Genomic DNA, 16,174 nt, shown 5'->3' on the forward strand with positions numbered 1-16,174 from the left:
CTGCTCAGCAGTGGCCCCGGCCTTCGTGCTGTTCCCGGGCCGCCCGCGCGGGCGGCTTCTCGAAGAAGCGGGCGGCGCGCCGCTCAGCGGGGCGGGAGCTGCGGGTCGTCCGGGTGCGGCTCGCGGGCCTGCCGCTCGTCGTCCCTGATGACCTCGCCCTGGACGACCTTGCCGTCCGGGCGGTGCATGCGGGCCTGCTGAAACGCGTCGCCGAGACCGCCCTGCGTGGCGGCCTCACGGACCTTGCGCTCGAAAGTCTTCTCCGCCGTACGACTGACGGCCTTCTGGACGGGAGGGACCAGAAGAAGCAGTCCCAGGGCGTCGGAGATCAGTCCCGGCAGGATGATCAGGAGGCCGCCCAGCATCGTCAGGGCGTTGCCGCCGCCCCGCTCGGAGGAGTTCGGCGCCAGACCGCTCTGCTGCTGTTGCACGGCCTCGCTCAGCTCGCGGAAGGCCCTGCGGCCCGCGTGCTTGATGACCATGCCGCCGAGCACCACACCGGCCACGAGCAGCAGGAAGACCGTGAGCCCGCCCGCGGCGCCCGCCACCACGGTGAGCAGCCAGATCTCCAGGACCAGCCATGCCGCGATGCCGAGCGGCAGGAACCGCAGGACGCGGGAGCGCCGGGGCCGGGAGGGTCGGGTGGGCGATGCGCCTGTCGTCATGGCTCCAGTGTGCCTGGGCCCGGCTCAGAGCGGCGTAAGGAGATGATCAACAAACGACCGCCGGAGCGGTGGTCAGGAGGCCTGGGGATCCCTCGGGGGTTCCTGTGACCCCTCGGCGTCCTTGCGGACCGGCACACCGGCGTCCTTGCGGCCGAGGGCACGTCCCACGCGGCCGACCCGCTCCCCCACACCCCACGCCGTGACGCGCCACAGCGCCTCGGCGACGATGTCCTGGCTCATCTTGCTGTCGCCGAGCTCCCGCTCGACGAAGGTGATCGGCACCTCGACGACGTGATAGCCCGACTTGATCGCCCGGCGGGCCAGGTCGACCTGGAAACAGTAGCCCTGCGAGGCGACCTCGCTGAGGCCGATGCCTTCGAGGGTCTCGCGGCGGAAAGCGCGGTAGCCGCCCGTGACGTCGCGGATCGGCACGTCGAGCATCACCCGGGAGTACGTACTGCCGCCGCGCGAGATGAGCTGGCGGTACTTGGGCCAGTTCACGATCCGTCCGCCCGGCACCCAGCGCGAGCCGAGAACGAGGTCGGCGCCCTTGAGCGCGGTGAGCAGCCGGGGCAGCTCCTCGGGCTGGTGGGAGCCGTCGGCGTCCATCTCCACGACCACGCCGTAGTCGTTGTCCAGGCCCCACTGGAAGCCCGCGAGATAGGCCGCGCCGAGGCCTTCCTTGCCCTTGCGGTGCAGCACGTGGACGTGGTCGTCCTCGGCCGCGAGCTCGTCGGCGATCTTGCCGGTTCCGTCGGGGCTGTTGTCGTCGGCGACGAGGATGTGCGCCTCGGGCACGGAGACCCGGACACGGCCGACGATGGACTGGATGTTCTCCGCCTCGTTGTAGGTCGGAATGATCACCAAGGCCATGCCGAGCGGGCCGAACTGCCTCCCCTGGTCTCCGGTACCGGAGACCCCACCGCCGTCGTTCACTACTGCCCCTTCGTTCGTACGCAGAGGACCACCATAGTGGCCGCGTCCCGCGCGGCCACTACGGCACGGGTGGTTGAGGGGAGTACTGCGGGTCGGGGCCCGGCGCCCTTCGGGCCGACCTGGGGCCCGCTGGCTGCGGGTCGACCGAGAGCCGTTGTCTACTGAGCGTCCGGGCCCGACCCGGGTCACACCTGCCGGCCCGGTGGAACGTTCCCTCGCATCCGCGGCGCGGGCGCTGGACCTGGCTCCCAGTGGTGGTGCGCCGGTGCGGCACACCGCCCATGGCCCAGCGGCGTTCGACGTTTGCGTGGAGATTCTCCGGTCGGACGTCCTTTGGTGGACCCGGCCGAACCTACCGGCCCACGGCCGCGTGTTGTCAATAGCCGTTTGACCTGGGGCGATTCCAAAAACGGCCAGGTCAGTGCCGAGGATACCCAGGTCGCGCGACGCGACAACGGACCGCGATCGGCGGTACGCAGCGCCGGGACATCACTCGTCCGGCCCTACGAAGACCGGCTTTCCGAAGACGACCGTGCGCAAGCAGACGGGGAGTTCGACGCCTGGGGTCAGGTCGGGCAGACCGGGCGTGCCGGAGCGCGGGTCGGTCGACCAGCGCGCGACACGGTCGTCCGGCGCCTGGACCACGAGTTCCGGGGTACGCCACACGGCGTAGTCGGCGGGTGCCCCCGGCACCAGGACGCCCGCGTCGTCCCGGCCGATGGCCCGCCAGCCGCCCCGGGTGTGGGCGGTGAACGCGGCCCGCACCGACACACGGTGCTCGAGGGTCTGATGGAACGCGGCGGCGCGCACGGTGCCCCAGGGGTCGAGCGGCGTGACCGGGCTGTCGGATCCGAAGGCGAGCGGGACGCCGGTGCGCAGGAGGGCCGCGTACGGGTTGAGGGTGCGGGCCCGTTCGGCGCCGAGGCGCTGGACGTACATGCCGTCGTCGCCGCCCCACAGCGCGTCGAAGGCGGGCTGCACGGAGGCGGTGAGCCCCAGTTCGGCGAAGGCGGCGATCGTCTCCGGGGTGAGCATCTCGGCGTGCTCGACGCGGTGCCTGGCGGCGCGCACGCGGGCCAGGCCGACCTTCTCCGAGGCCGCGCGGATGCCCTCGACGACTGCGGTCACCGCGGCGTCGCCGATGGCGTGGAAGCCCGCCTGGACCCCTGCCTCGGTGCAGGCGACGACGTGCGCGGTGACGGCGGCGGCGTCCAGGTAGGCGGTGCCGGTGTGGCCGGAGTCGGCGTACGGCTCGTGGAGACAGGCGGTGTGCGAGCCGAGCGCGCCGTCGACGAAGAGGTCGCCCGCGGCGCCGACGGCACCCAGTTCCTTTGCACGGGCGACGCCTTCCTCGCCCTGCTGCGCCCAGTAGCCGACGACACGGGGACCGGCCTCGTCGGCGGCGAGGCGAAGCAGCCCGGTCAGGTCGTCCTCGCCGGAGATCTCCGGACCCGCGCACTCGTGCACGGAGCCGATACCGAGGGACGCGGCATGCTTCAGCGCCGCGCGCTGGGCCTCGGTGCGCTGCTGCGGGGTGACGGCGCCGAGGGCGGTGGCGCGCACCGCGTGGTGGGCGTCGGCGGTCAGCGGTGCGTCCGCGTGGAAGCCGGTGCGCCCGGTGATGCCGGGGACGAGGTCGAGCAGCGCGGTGGTGACGACGGCGGAGTGGACGTCGATGCGGGAGAGGTAGAGGGGACGGCCGCCAGTCGCCTCGTCCAGCTCCGCGCGCGTGGGCGGGCGGCCGCCGATCCAGCGGGCGGCGTCCCAGCCGTGCCCCAGGAGAACGCGATCGTGCGGCCGGGCAGCGGCGTGTTCGCGTACGTGAGCGAGCGCGTCGTCGAGGGAGCGGGCACCCGTCAGGTCAAGGCCCGTCAGGGCGAGTCCGGTCGCCGTGGTGTGCACATGCGCATCGGTGAACGCCGGGGTGACGAGCGCTCCCGCGAGGTCGACGACCTCGTCCACGCCGTCGGCGAACGCGTCGGCCGCGCCCTCGGATCCCACCCAGGCGACGTGCCCGCGTTCGACAACCATGGCCGTGGCGAACGGATCGGCGGGGCTGTGGACGTCTCCGCCGCGCAGCAGCACGGTGCGGTGGCCCTCAGGGCCGTTCTGGGGGGTGGTGCTCAGGCTCATGGGACCAGTATTGGCCCCTTCTTGCGCGGGCCCCGCGCAGGGGTCGCCCACGGGCGGCTCAGACCTGCGGGGGCCTGGCCTCGTACGGAGTGGAGAGCACGACCGTCGTCCGGGTGGAGACGCCGGCGAGTGCGCGCAGGCGGCTCAGCAGGTGTTCGAGGTCCAGGGGGGTCGCGACGCGCACCTTGAGGATGTAGTTCTCGTCGCCCGCCACGCTGTGGCACGCCTCGATCTCCGGGACGCCGGCGAGGCGTTCGGCGATGTCGTCGGGCGCGCTGGGGTCGAACGGCTTCACCGAGATGAACGCCGTGAGCGGAAGGCCGACGGCCTCCGGGTCCACGACCGCGGCATAGCCGCGCACGACACCGCGCTGCTCCAGGCGGCGCACGCGCTGGTGCACGGCCGATGTGGACAGGCCCGTGGCCTTGCCCAGGTCGGTGTAGCTCATCCGCCCGTCCTTGACGAGCAGCTGCACGATCTGTCGGTCCAGCTCCTCCATGCGCTGAACCTACAGGGCTCTTGATCCCTCCGGATACCTGTACGCGAGACGGCGGCATCTTCTCCGGGCATGTGACGAACGCCACATACGTGTGACCGTGTCCAAAGGGATGCCACGATTACCTCTACGACGGGACGGGAAGTGCTTGCTGTGGTCGAGGCCGCAGCGCCTTCTCGGCCCACCCAAGGGGGAGAATCCCATGCAGAACTTGAAGCGCCCCGGTCGCTCTGCCCGCAGTAAGCAGCAGCGCTCCGATGAATCCGCGTCGGCACTCGTATCGGAGGGCGTCGAACCGGATGAATCCGAGTTCGACGCGTACGACACCTTCGAGATGTACCGGGTGACGTGCCCGGACTGCGCGCAGCCGATCGCGCTCCTTGCCGACGAGGACGTCCTGCCCGAGCACGCGCTGTGCGCCACCCGGTGGAACCCGTTCGGGCTCACGGTGTGCGCGGGCACGGGCCGCGCCGCGGCCGACGCGGAGCCCGCGGACGAGACGATGGAGGCTCAGGAGCAGCACACGGCCCTGCTGCTTACGCTCCCTCAGGGACTCGACTGGCGCACACAGCCCTTCTCGCACGTGGGCGGCCAGGGCTCGCGCCCGCGTCGCGTGCCCGAGCAGGACCAGCGCTCCGCGGCCTGACGCCTACCAGTAGCTGCCCTGCACCATGGCCGCCAGGCTGGCGTGGTGCAGGATCAGCGTGTCCGGATCTTCGGGGATCGCGGCCTCGCCGAAGTGCACCTGCCGGTAGGCGACACGCAGCATGACGACGGCGTGCCGCAGCGCCGCGTAGAGCGTGTGGAAGTCCATGGAACGCGGTGTATGGCCCGTGAGCCGGGCGTAGCGCTCCTCGATGAGGTCGCGGCGCAGGAAGCCGGGCAGGCCCTCCTGCCCGAAGCTCACCGTCAGGTCCTGGAAGAAGCGGTGCAGGTAGACCATCCAGCCGAGGTCGACCTCGCGGGGTGCGAGCGCCGCCATCTCCCAGTCCAGTACGGCCGCGGGATCGAAGCCGTCGTAGATGACGTTCCCGATGCGTGCGTCGCCCCAGTTGAGGACGGTCTCGCCCTCGTCGCCCGGCCAACACTCCTCGAGGCGCTCGAAGGCGCTCTCGATGAGGGGTGACCTGGGCAGTCCGTCGACCACCCAGTCGTAATAGGCGCGTTGGGCATCGACGTGGCGGCGCAGCGGGCTGCCTTCACCGGGCAGGGTCAGGAACTCGGCTTCCGCGACGGGCACTTGGTCGTGGAGATGCGCGATCAGGCGGATCGAGGCCTCTTCCAGGTGCGTGCGTTCGGCGTCGGTGGCGGAGTGGAGCCAATTCCCCTCGTACGTATAGGGCATGACGTCCGGCGGCACGCGCCCCTCTACCCGCTCCATGACGAAGAAGGGCGCGCCGAGCGGCCCCGGGTCCTCCTCAAGCCACAGCACGCGCGGCACGGGCAGGTCGGTGTGCTCGGCGACGAGCCGCATCGTGCGGTGCTGGCGCGGCAGGTCGTAGACCGGGAAGATCGTATACGCGGCCGGGTCGGCGGCGACGCGCAACGCGCAGGCCCTCAGGGGCGGTTGTGGATGTTCGATGTCGAACAGGAGGGTCTCGCTCGACATGCCGTTGGACTCGGGAACCCGTACGCCGGTGGCCTTGGCGCCGGGCAGGCGCGCGCCGAGCCAGGCCGTGAGTCTGCGGGCGAGCTCCTCCGGGTCGCGGGTGGTGGTGCGGGGGCGGGGCTGACGGGGCGCGTTCGGCATCGCGGGACTCCTCTCAGGGCGCGACCGATTCGAAGCCGGTGAAGCCGCTCGGGTCGTGGCGGCCGAAGCTCCCGTGCTCGAAAATGCCGTACCCCGTCCGGCCGTTGAGGGTGAAACGGGCAGCGTGGTCGATGACCCCGTACGCGGCCATCGGGTGCGCGGCCGGATCGGACAGGTCGTAGTCGCGGCGGTCGGTCCAGGCACGCCCCTGCCACGTGCCGTGCTGCCAGTCGTCCGCCGGCGGATAGCCCGCGCCCACGGCGAGCGGCAGGGAGGCGAGGACCTCGACGCCGAGCTCCAGGGGCTTGCGGTCGTCGGGGTCGGTGAGGTGGATGACGGCGCGCTCGGGGTGGCGGGTGCCGGAGCGGTAGGTGATGTCGGTCTGGGGCCAGCCGAGTTGACGGTCACGCACGTCCGGCCGGACGAGTGTCGCCTCGTTGAGCGAGCGGTAGCCGTCCGCGTCCTCCTGGGCGATGACCATCAGGAAGCGGTCGTCGAAGCGCACCGGGCTCCAGATCCAGTGGAAGCCCTCGGTGCCGAACTCCTCCTCCAGGCGCCCGCGTTCCTCCCCGGGGATCGGCCGTACGCCCCAACTGCGGTCGCGGGTGGCGGTCCACTCCCCCGCCGTCACCGGTATGTCATCGCCGCCGACGCGGATCACCCCGGAGCAGCCGCCCGCCTGGACGAAGCGGCGCCCTTCGAGGGAGAGCCGGTCGCCGCGCCGCTGGATGTGGTGCGGCTCCCAGAGGGCCGGGAAGTCCGCGGTCCACGTGATGTCGTACGAGAGCGATGCGGGGTCGTCGGGATCGGCGGCGCACCTCAGACGCAGCCTCCGCAGTGGTTCCTCGACGGTGATGGCCAGAGGGCCCACCGAGAGGTTCATCCGGTCGTCGCCGAGTGCGTCCGATGCGCGCACGGCATGGAGCGTGTCTCCTCTGCGCAAGGTGGCGTACGCGTCGATCACACCCACGTTCGGGTAGACGCCGAGCCCGAGGATGAGGAGGGAGCGCCCCTCGTGGTCGAAGAGGTGGAAGATGCAGCGGTCGTAGGCGTTGCGGTCGCCCGTCGCGACCTGCTTCATGGACAGCGGCACCTGATGGATCGGGTACTCGTCGAGCGGGACGGGGCGGTCGTCTGCCACGGTCAGCCTCCCTGGGCGCACGGCAGTTCGCGGACGCGGGGCGAATTCCGTTGCCCCGGCAAGGAGTTGACGGTACGTCAGACCGCTTGGCGGAGCCATACACGTGTCGGCCCGCGTTCACCGGGCCGTGGGCCCGCAGGGATCTCGCCGACGCAGCGGCTCGTACGTATCGCGCGGACGCGGCGGCATCGCGAGAGTCGCGGGAGGGCCGGGGGCGCACCCCCGACCGCCATACGGGCAGGCCGCGAACTGACGCTCGAATCAGACGGGCGGTGACCTGTCCCCCGCGGGGCGCGTTGGCCGCATATGACCACCCCCACGCCGATGCCCATGGCGCACCCGCCGACCGGCCGACGCAGGCGCACGCTCCTGACGGTTCCCCCGTCCGCCGCAGAATCGGTTCCCCAGAGTCCTCAACCACCGCAGTATCAACACCCACCGCAGCACCATCAGCCGCCCCAGCAGCACCCCCAGCCCCAGCCCACGCACCTTCAGGACCCGCCGATCTACCGCGCCCTCATCCGGAGCTGGGCCGAGCGCGGCAAGACCCTGCCCGGCCGCCACGACCCGGAGTGGGCGCGGCTCGCGGCGCCCCCGGTCAGGCTCGGCCAGTTCAGCGCGTTTCGGGACCCGCGAGGTGACGGGCGATGACCATCCGCTGGATCTGATTGGTGCCCTCGACGATCTGCAGCACCTTGGCCTCGCGCATCAAGCGCTCCACCGGGAAGTCCGCGGTGTAGCCATAGCCGCCGAGCACCTGCACGGCGTCCGTCGCGACCTTCATCGCGGCGTCCGTGCACAGCAGTTTGGCCATGGCCGCCTGCTTGGAGAACGGCCTGCCCGCGTCGCGCAGCCTCGCCGCGGAAAGATAGAGCGCCCGGCCCGCCTCGATCTGCGTCGCCATGTCCGCGAGCATGAACCGAAGGCCCTGGAAGTCCGCGATCGGCCGCCCGAACTGCCGCCGCTCGGTGGCGTATCGAAGCGCCTCGTCGAGCGCCGCCTGGGCCACTCCGACGGCACAGGCCGCGATGCCGAGCCGCCCCGAGTCGAGCGCGGAGAGCGCGATCGCGAAGCCCTGCCCTTCCTCGCCGATGCGGCGGGCATCGGACACCCGTACCCCGTCGAAGTGGATCTGGGCGGTGGGTGAGCCCTTCATGCCCATCTTCTTCTCGGGCTGCGCCGCGTTCAGGCCCTCGGCGTCGCCCGGCACCAGGAACGCGGAGATGCCGCGGGCGCCTTCGCCGCCGGTGCGGGCCAGGACGGTGTAGAAGTCGGCGACTCCGCCGTGCGTGATCCACGCCTTCGTTCCGGTGATCACCCAGTGGTCGCCGTCCCGCACGGCCTTCGTCCGCAGGGACGCGGCGTCCGATCCCGAGGCGGGCTCGGAGAGGCAGTACGCCCCGAGCAGTCCGCCGCCGAGCATCGCGGGGAGGTGCTCGGCCTGCTGCTCCTTGGTGCCGTAGCCCGCGAGCGCGTGACAGGACAGGGAGTGGACGCTGACGCCCAGGCCGACGGTGAGCCGGGCGGCGGCGAGCTCTTCCAGGACCTGGAGATAGACCTCGTACGGCTGGTCACCGCCGCCGAACTCACTCGCGTACGGAAGTCCGAGCAGTCCGGAATCGGAGAGGAGGGTGAAGACCTCGCGCGGGAAGTGCCCGGCGTCCTCCTCCTCGGCCGCGCGGGGGGCTATCTCCCGTTGGACGAGTTCACGGACGAGCGAGAACAGATCCCGCGCCTCGTCTGTGGGCAACTGCCGGTCCACCGACTGCTGCAAGGTTCGCTCAGGCATGGCGATCACATCCTCCCTTTCGGCACTGCGGCGGACCCGCGGGGTAGTGCGGGCGCCACCGTGTCTCACGGCCCGGCCAGTGGTGCCCTTCCGGGTCGCGGAAGGGGCTGTGACCAGCGGCTCTGGCGCGTTGAGTATGCCCGATCGGGGGCTGCCAGTCACTAGTTAACGACCGCTTACTCAAAAGATAGCCGACGGCCGCAAGAGGGGCGCGGAATTGGTCCGAACCATTGACCCCACTGGTCTAGTCCTCCTAGAGTCCAGCCGAGCGCTTTTCCGCGTTCATGCCAATTCAACGTTCACCGACGTCAACTGGCACCCGCAGGTCATCAGCACCATGTCCCCCCATGCGCCCTCTCCCCCCACGAGGAGAAACGATGCTCAGACCGCACCTTCCCCGCGCCCCCTTCCGGGCGCTCATCGCCACCGCGTGTTGTGCCGTGCTCGGCGGGGGTCTGCTCGCCGGAGCCGGCACCGCCACCGCAGGGCCTGACAACGGGTCCGAAAAGGCCGCGAGTTCGCAGGCCGCGGCCGGTTCCAAGGTCGTCGGGTACTTCACCGAGTGGGGTGTCTACGACCGGAACTACCACGTCAAGAACATCGAGACGTCCGGCTCGGCCGACAAGCTCACGCACATCAACTACGCCTTCGGCAACGTCCAGGGCGGCAAGTGCACGACGGGCGACGCCTACGCGGCGACCGACAAGGCGTACACCGCCGACCAGTCCGTCGACGGCAAGGCCGACACCTGGGACCAGGAGCTGCGCGGCAACTTCAACCAGCTGCGCAAGCTCAAGGCCAAGCACCCGAACCTCAAGGTCCTCTGGTCCTTCGGCGGCTGGACCTGGTCAGGTGGCTTCACCGAGGCCGCCAAGAACCCGGCCGCGTTCGCCCAGTCCTGCTACGACCTGGTCGAGAACTCCAAGTGGGCCGATGTCTTCGACGGCATCGACATCGACTGGGAGTACCCCAACGCCTGCGGTCTGACCTGTGACACCAGCGGGCGCGCGGCGTACAAGGACCTGATGTCCGCGGTGCGTTCGAAGTTCGGCGGCGACAACCTCGTCACCGCGGCCATCCCGGCCGACGCCGAGGAGGGCGGCAAGATCGACGCCGCCGACTACGCGGGCGCCGCCCAGTACGTCGACTGGTACAACCCGATGACGTACGACTACTTCGGCGCCTGGGACGCGTTCGGCGCCTGGGACGCGAAGGGCCCGACCGCCCCGCACTCGCCGCTGAAGGCGTACGAGGGCGCACCCAAGGCGAACTGGAACACCGACTCCACGATCAAGAAGCTCCAGGGTCTCGGCGTGCCCTCCGACAAGCTGCTCCTGGGCATCGGCTTCTACGGACGCGGCTGGACCGGTGTCACGCAGAAGGAGCCCGGCGGCACCGCGACCGGGGCCGCCGCGGGCAAGTACGAGGCGGGCATCGACGACTACAAGGAACTCAAGACCAAGTGCCCGGCCAACGGCACGGTCGGCGGGACCGCGTACGCGCACTGCGGGAACGACTGGTGGAGCTATGACACCCCGGCGACCATCGCGGGGAAGATGGACTACAAGAACCAGGCGGGCCTGGGCGGCACCTTCTTCTGGGAGCTCAGCGGCGACACGGCGAACGGCGAGCTGATCAAGGCCATCAACTGATCAGCGCCACGGGGTGGTCGGGGCGAGGGCCGGACGGCTCCCGCCCCTTCCTCATGGCCGCGGCGGGGCGGGGAACGCCGGCTCGAACTCCTCGATGACGCGCAGGGTGTCGCCCAGGGTCCGCACGAGGAGGTCGCAGACCGTCTCGCGCGCGAGGCCCCGCACGCCGATCCAGTCGAGCGTGACGCCCTCGACGCTGCACAGCCAGCCGAGCAGCGCCGTGCGCGCGAGTTCCGGGATGTCGCGACGGCCGTACGCCCCGTCGGCGATCGCCCCGATCAGCGCCGTGCGCACGCCGTCGCGTATGGCGTGCACCTCGGCGTCGAAGCCGACGCCGCCGCTGATGATGGTGCGGTAGGCCGCCTGATGGTGTTCGGCATAGCGCAGATAGCCGTCGATGGTGCTGTGCACCCGCTCCACGGGCGGCAGATCGTCGTGACGTCCGGCGCGCGCGACCAGTTCCGCGACCGAGTCCTCGATGATCGCGAGGTAGTAGCCGCGCTTGGACTTGAAGTAGTAGTAGATCAGCCCCTTGGCGACGCACGCCTGTCTGGCGATGTCGTCCATCGAGAGTGCGTCATAGGACGTGTCGGCGAACAACTTCCGCCCGATGGTGATGAGTTCGGCGCGGCGCGCCACGGAGCGGTCGGTGCCGCGCGCCTGCGGGCGGGCGTCCGCGGGACGGTCGGCACCGCGCTGTTGACTATTATTCAATTTCGGCCCTAGTCTCCAACTGCCTCGGGTATCCGCAGTATGGCAGAAGCACGCCACCTGCCGGTTCTGCGTCCTTGGGCGCTCTCTCACGCACTCCCCCTACGCACATGACCGACGTACGGGAGGAAGACTCATGAGCGCAGCGCGTACCCCTTTACGCGAGGGCAGAACCTCCTGGAAGAAGACGGCCGTCGTGGCCCTGCCGGCCGTCCTGGCCGTCGGCGCGATGGCCTCCGTGATGGCCGAGGGGGCGCTCGCCGCCTCCTTCGCCGTCTCCGGCACCAGCTTCCAGGTGTCATCCGGCAAGCTCACGAGCCAGGGCCTGTCCTCCTACGTACAGACCGACCGGGACATCGACGGCAAGGGGCACCCGGTGGCGCTCCTCGGAATCGGTGACGCGACCCTCTCCGACATCTGCCAGGCGGCCGAGGTCAAGACCCCGGTGGGCACCGTGGTGTTCAAGCTGACCGCGGGCGGCTCGGCGGGCGAGGTCACCGCGAGCAACCTCATCATCGACGGCGAGGACCTGCAGGGCGACGCCCGCTTCGGCACCGCCGAGATCGGCCGGGACGCATCGACCCTCGACGAGGTGTCCGGAGTACAGGGCGGGAAGGGGAAGTTCGGGCTCCAGGCCGGGGACATCACCGTCTCCGGGGTGAAGTCCCACGCCTGGTCGGCGACCGGCGGGAACTTCCGGCTCAAGGGCATGAAGCTCGACGTCAGCGTCGGCGGCAAGAAATGCTTCTGACCGGCGGCCGAAGAGCCGGATCCGGAGCCGGGGTCGGGGTCGGGGTCGGCGCGTGGCGCAGAGACGGCGGCGGGTGGCTCGACCGGCGCCTGCCGCTGCCGGAAGCACGCCGGGTGCTGCGCAAGTGGCGGCGCACCCGGCCGTTCTGGGGCGGTCTCCTGCTCGTCCTGGGCGGCGCCGAGCTGCTCCTCGTGCCGCTGTCGCCACTGACGGTCCTGGTCAGCCTGGGGCTCGGCGGACTCGCGGCGATCGGCATCGGGCTCGCCCTGATCGCCGCCGGGATCTTCCTGTGGCTCCTGCCGCACGCCCATCACTATGTGAGCGTCAACGCCCTGATCCTGTCGGTGCTCTCGTTCGCGGCCACGAATCTGGGCGGGTTCCTGGTGGGCATGGTGCTCGGCATCGCGGGCAGCGCGATGGGCTTCGGCTGGACGCCGGTGGCCGAGGACGCCGAGGACACGGACGGGGGAGCTGAGCGGCCCAAGGTGCGGGACGGGCAGGGCGTACGCACGCTCGGCGTGCTGCTTCCGGTGGTCATCATCGGGGCGACGCTGTGGGGCGGCACTCCGGCGCGGGCGGCGCCCGGCGACGCGATCACGGCGGCGAGGACTCCGCCGACGGTCACCACCACGCTCTTCTCGCCGCAGGGCTTCCTGCTGGCAGGCGTACGTGAGATCCCCACGTCCGACGGCCCGTTGAAGGTCATGGTGCTGCGGATGAAGGCCGCATCGCTCACCGACTACCGGCTCACGACCCGTGACGGGAGCGATGAACTCGCCCTGGGCGCGGACACCTTGGACCTGAGCGGATCCGTCACGCTCTACCTGACGAAGTTCAAGGGCTGCCTGGAGGGCCTGCTCTGCCTGACCTTCACGCCCGACAAGCTGCCGGTGCCGCCCGTCGTGCCGCCGTTCGTCTTCATGACCGACGTGGAGGCCGAACAGGCCCTGGTCACATCGGACTCGATCGTGGCGGGCGGACTCACCCTGAAGGCATCGGCATGATCCAGATTCAGGCCGCCCTCTTCTGGGCGTACGCGATCGGCGCGACGTTCGCTCTCTCGGCGGGCCGGCAACTCCAGGTGTGGGAGCGGATCAACGCGGGCGAGGGCCCCCGGACGCGCAGCCGCGCGGCCAATCCGTATCTGGCGCTCACCACGCTCTTCGCGGCGGTCCTGATGGTGCCGACGGGGCTCTTCCTGCTCTGGCAGAACCCCGCGTGGGCGACGATGCACGTCGCGGACGGGCACGACGGGGTGTGGGCGGGGTTCGTGCTCTTCTACGCGGGCGGGATCCCCGTGGCCGCGATCATCGGATTCCTGGTGGCGCAGGCGCTCGTCCTGGTCGGGGCGGGCTACTGGGCGTATCTCAGTTGCGTGGGCGGGTACTTCCTGCTCTTCGGGACCCTGTTCCACGGCTGGGACGGCAGGGGGTACGAGCGCTTCCTCTCCCCCGGCGCGCGGGACTTCGCGGGCTGGCGGCAGGACAGCGTGGTCAACCACGTACTGGACTTCCTGACGTCCGGGACGTTCCTCGCCCTGCTCCTCTTCGGCGCGGCCGTGATCGGCACGATGCTGTTCACGGAGATCGGCTGGCTGATGGAGGGCTGGTCACTGCCCGGCGCGGACGAGGACCGTAAGGTGCACCGGTTCCTGGCGATCGCCATCGCGGCGGCCGGGGTCTACGGCCTGCCGTTCGTCGGAGCCCTTGCGGCAAGCGTCCTCGTGCGCCTCCTGGGCGGGTGGGTCGGCCTGCCGCTGTTCGCGGTCCTCGCGGGGCTCACGCTGCTGTCGCGGCGCTCGCCCGTGCGATGGCTCTACGGCCTGGTGGGTGTGCCGCACCGGCACTGGCGGGCGGACCTCGCCCCGGACCGCGACGCCCGCGAAGGCTCCGCAGGTCGTGAGGCCTGGGTCACAACAGACCGGTCTGCGTGACGAGCATCGCGAGGACGACTACGAGCGTCCAGCCCAGGACGTGCTCGAGCACCTTGGGGCCGTCTTCCTCGGGGCCGCCGGTGCGCGTGGTCGCGCGGGGCTGTGCGGTGGCAGTGGACGTGACTGTGGCTGTGGCAGCGGTCATGGCATCACTCGATACGTATGCGTCACGCCTCTCGACGCGACGTCCGGCAGTGGACTCCCCCCACTGACCCATCCACCTTGCCATCGGATGCAGCCGTCGCGGGAGAGAGCTTGGTCACTTACCCGCCCGATCCCGTGCAACTCGGGCCCTGCGTCGTGCGTCTCACTACCTGCGGTGGGGCACACCCCCAGGCGCACCCCCGCCGACTCGTTCGCGCAACCTTCTGACCGAAAGGTTTCCGATGAGCAGCACGTACCGGACGCACCGCCGCAGAGCACGGATCGCCCTCGCGGCCGCCGTCACCGTGACCGCGGCCCTCACCGGCACGGTGTCGCAGGCCGCGCCGTCCGCGCCCTCTGCACCCGGGTCGCCCAAGCCCGGCGCACCCGGCCTGGGCGACCCGATGTTCCCGCTGGACGGGAACGGCGGGTACCGCGTCGACCACTACACCCTGGACTTCGACTGGCAGGCGCCGAAGACGCCGTTCGAGGCGACGGCGACGATCAAGGCCACCGCCACGCAGTCGCTCTCCCGCTTCAACCTGGACTTCGGGGGCAACACCCTGCACGGCGTGAAGATCGACGGCACGACCGCGCGCACGTCCCGCGCCGGGGACGAGCTGACGGTCACGCCCAAATCCCCGATCTCCAAGGGCCGTACGTTCACCGCCAAGGTCACGTACACCGCCGACCCGACGCAGACGCGGCACCGCGACGACGCCATCGAGGACTACGGCTGGATACCCACCGCCGACGGCACGGTGGTCTATCCCCAGCCGAACGGAGCGCGGCTGATCTTCCCGGCGAACGACCACCCGAGCCAGCGGGCGCCGATCACCTTCCGCATCACCACGCCGAAGGACCGGACGGCGGTCGCGAACGGCAAGCTGGTCGACCGTACGGAACGCCCAGGCGACCGGGTGCGCTGGACGTACGACTCCGAACAGCCGCTCTCCACCCAGCTGGTGCAGATGGCGGTCGGCAAGTTCAAGCTGGTCGACGGCAAGGGCCCGGGCGGTCTGCCGCTGCGGGACGTCGTCCCCGACGCCCTGGTCGAGCCGACGGCTGAATTCCGGGGGCTCACTCCTGACCACCTCGCATGGCTCCAGGAGAAGCTCGGCCCCTACCCCTTCAACCGCTACGGCCTCCTGGTCGGCGACACGGACCTGGCCGTCGCCCTGGAGACCCAGACGCTCTCGCTCATCCCCAAGGCCGATCTCCTGGGCACGAAGGTGGACGCCGAGCGGAACATGGTGCACGAGCTGACCCACCAGTGGTTCGGCGACAGCGTCGCCCTGAAGAGCTGGTCCGACCTGTGGGTGAGCGAGGGGCACGCCCGCTTCTACGAGCGGATGTACTCCGAGGAGCACGGCGGCGACAGCTTCGAGGCCGCCATGAAGACCGCCTACGCGGCGCACGACCAGTGGCGCCGCGATTACGGCGCCCCCGCCGAGCCGACCGAGCCGAACCTCTTCAAGCGCATGCGCTACGACGGCTCGGCCCTGGTCCTGTACGCCCTGCGGGAGCAGGTCGGCGACGCGACGTTCCAGAAGATCGAGCGGGCCTGGGTGAGCGGCTTCCGCGGGAAGACCGCGAGCACCCGGCAGTACATCGACCTGGCGTCGAGGGTCTCCGGCCAGGACTTGGACGGCTTCCTGCGGCCGTGGCTGTACGGCTCCAAGACACCGCCCATGCCGGGGCATCCGGACTGGGTGGTGACTCCGGTCCAGGGCTGAGGCCCCTGACGGCGGCGTTCGTGTGAAGTACGCCGTCCGGCGCTCGTACGGCGGGATCCCCGAATGATCCGCGAGTACGGTGGGCCATCCGTCGAGCTGGGAGGTCTCATGTCGGACGACGAGGACCACGAAGACCACGAGAACAACGAGCGGAACCGCAGGCGACCGCCGTTGCTGGGCACGGAGATGCGAGAGGCGACGCTGCCCGACGGCTCTCAGGCGGTGATCGTCGTACAGGCCGGCACCTCCCAGACCGAGGTGGACGAAAAGGCGGCCCGCCTGCGCCGGGGCTCGCCTGAAGCAAAGTAGCCCGGTCCGGAGAACGGCCCCTCCCGCT

At 70.6% G+C, this 16,174-nt stretch carries 16 protein-coding genes; 7 read left to right on the forward strand and 9 right to left on the reverse strand.

All coding sequences use genetic code 11. The features are described from left to right. Positions 1–83: 83 nt before the first annotated feature. The 4 genes from fxsA to ACFQ7F_RS39955 form a co-directional block, all read right to left on the reverse strand. Positions 84–665, reverse strand: coding sequence for an FxsA family membrane protein (gene fxsA, locus ACFQ7F_RS39940; RefSeq protein WP_383282356.1), 582 nt, complete (start codon positions 663–665; stop codon positions 84–86). A gap of 72 nt (positions 666–737) precedes the next feature. Continuing rightward, positions 738–1,601 (reverse strand): polyprenol monophosphomannose synthase, encoded by an 864-nt coding sequence (locus ACFQ7F_RS39945; RefSeq protein ID WP_383282358.1) that lies wholly within the window; start codon positions 1,599–1,601, stop codon positions 738–740. A 489-nt stretch (positions 1,602–2,090) separates the two neighbouring features. Then, on the reverse strand, positions 2,091–3,734 hold the full coding sequence (locus ACFQ7F_RS39950; protein WP_383282361.1) for an amidohydrolase: 1,644 nt from the start codon (positions 3,732–3,734) through the stop codon (positions 2,091–2,093). Between the two features lie 58 nt (positions 3,735–3,792). Then, the gene (locus ACFQ7F_RS39955) at positions 3,793–4,233 is read right to left on the reverse strand and encodes an Lrp/AsnC family transcriptional regulator (protein WP_383282364.1); all 441 of its coding nucleotides are present in this window, start codon (positions 4,231–4,233) and stop codon (positions 3,793–3,795) included. A gap of 199 nt (positions 4,234–4,432) precedes the next feature. Here ACFQ7F_RS39955 and ACFQ7F_RS39960 point away from each other — a divergent pair, with 199 nt between their 5' ends. Then, positions 4,433–4,876, forward strand: a complete 444-nt coding sequence (locus ACFQ7F_RS39960; RefSeq protein ID WP_383282367.1) for a hypothetical protein — start codon at positions 4,433–4,435, stop codon at positions 4,874–4,876. 3 nt (positions 4,877–4,879) lie between these two features. Here the strand turns inward: ACFQ7F_RS39960 and ACFQ7F_RS39965 are convergent, their stop codons facing one another. The 3 genes from ACFQ7F_RS39965 to ACFQ7F_RS39975 form a co-directional block, all read right to left on the reverse strand. After that, positions 4,880–5,980 carry a phosphotransferase family protein gene (locus tag ACFQ7F_RS39965; protein WP_383282369.1) on the reverse strand — a complete coding sequence of 367 codons (1,101 nt, stop codon included), beginning with the start codon at positions 5,978–5,980 and terminating at the stop codon, positions 4,880–4,882. A gap of 13 nt (positions 5,981–5,993) precedes the next feature. Next, a complete protein-coding gene (locus ACFQ7F_RS39970; protein WP_383282372.1) occupies positions 5,994–7,121 on the reverse strand; it encodes a hypothetical protein in 1,128 nt (375 codons plus the stop codon). Between the two features lie 613 nt (positions 7,122–7,734). Next, positions 7,735–8,910: an acyl-CoA dehydrogenase family protein gene (locus tag ACFQ7F_RS39975; protein ID WP_383282375.1), complete on the reverse strand. Its 1,176-nt coding sequence runs from the start codon at positions 8,908–8,910 to the stop codon at positions 7,735–7,737. A gap of 377 nt (positions 8,911–9,287) precedes the next feature. Here ACFQ7F_RS39975 and ACFQ7F_RS39980 point away from each other — a divergent pair, with 377 nt between their 5' ends. Further along, positions 9,288–10,562, forward strand: a complete 1,275-nt coding sequence (locus ACFQ7F_RS39980) for a glycoside hydrolase family 18 protein (RefSeq protein ID WP_383282378.1) — start codon at positions 9,288–9,290, stop codon at positions 10,560–10,562. 51 nt (positions 10,563–10,613) lie between these two features. On the opposite strand, the gene ACFQ7F_RS39985 is transcribed toward ACFQ7F_RS39980, so the two are convergent. Next, positions 10,614–11,276 (reverse strand): TetR/AcrR family transcriptional regulator, encoded by a 663-nt coding sequence (locus ACFQ7F_RS39985; protein ID WP_383282381.1) that lies wholly within the window; start codon positions 11,274–11,276, stop codon positions 10,614–10,616. 133 nt (positions 11,277–11,409) lie between these two features. Between ACFQ7F_RS39985 and ACFQ7F_RS39990 the strand changes: the two genes are divergently transcribed. The 3 genes from ACFQ7F_RS39990 to ACFQ7F_RS40000 are packed head-to-tail and all read left to right on the forward strand — an operon-like array spanning position 11,410 to position 13,957. After that, on the forward strand, positions 11,410–12,024 hold the full coding sequence (locus ACFQ7F_RS39990) for a DUF6230 family protein (RefSeq protein ID WP_383282384.1): 615 nt from the start codon (positions 11,410–11,412) through the stop codon (positions 12,022–12,024). After that, the gene (locus tag ACFQ7F_RS39995; RefSeq protein ID WP_383282387.1) at positions 12,015–13,028 is read left to right on the forward strand and encodes a DUF6114 domain-containing protein; all 1,014 of its coding nucleotides are present in this window, start codon (positions 12,015–12,017) and stop codon (positions 13,026–13,028) included. Before ACFQ7F_RS39990 ends, ACFQ7F_RS39995 begins: the two co-directional genes overlap by 10 nt. Then, the gene (locus ACFQ7F_RS40000) at positions 13,025–13,957 is read left to right on the forward strand and encodes a hypothetical protein (RefSeq protein WP_383282390.1); all 933 of its coding nucleotides are present in this window, start codon (positions 13,025–13,027) and stop codon (positions 13,955–13,957) included. The genes ACFQ7F_RS39995 and ACFQ7F_RS40000 overlap by 4 nt, the downstream gene beginning before the upstream one ends. Here ACFQ7F_RS40000 and ACFQ7F_RS40005 read toward each other — a convergent pair. After that, complete coding sequence (locus ACFQ7F_RS40005; protein WP_383282393.1) at positions 13,935–14,102, reverse strand: SCO1431 family membrane protein; 168 nt, start codon at positions 14,100–14,102, stop codon at positions 13,935–13,937. The genes ACFQ7F_RS40000 and ACFQ7F_RS40005 overlap by 23 nt on opposite strands. A gap of 241 nt (positions 14,103–14,343) precedes the next feature. Between ACFQ7F_RS40005 and ACFQ7F_RS40010 the strand changes: the two genes are divergently transcribed. Continuing rightward, positions 14,344–15,837: a M1 family metallopeptidase gene (locus ACFQ7F_RS40010; RefSeq protein WP_383282396.1), complete on the forward strand. Its 1,494-nt coding sequence runs from the start codon at positions 14,344–14,346 to the stop codon at positions 15,835–15,837. Between the two features lie 108 nt (positions 15,838–15,945). Further along, the gene (locus ACFQ7F_RS40015; protein WP_383282399.1) at positions 15,946–16,146 is read left to right on the forward strand and encodes a hypothetical protein; all 201 of its coding nucleotides are present in this window, start codon (positions 15,946–15,948) and stop codon (positions 16,144–16,146) included. The last annotated feature ends 28 nt before the right edge of the window (positions 16,147–16,174 follow it).

Source organism: Streptomyces sp. NPDC056486, from assembly GCF_042795295.1.
Classification (GTDB): Bacteria; Actinomycetota; Actinomycetes; order Streptomycetales; family Streptomycetaceae; genus Streptomyces.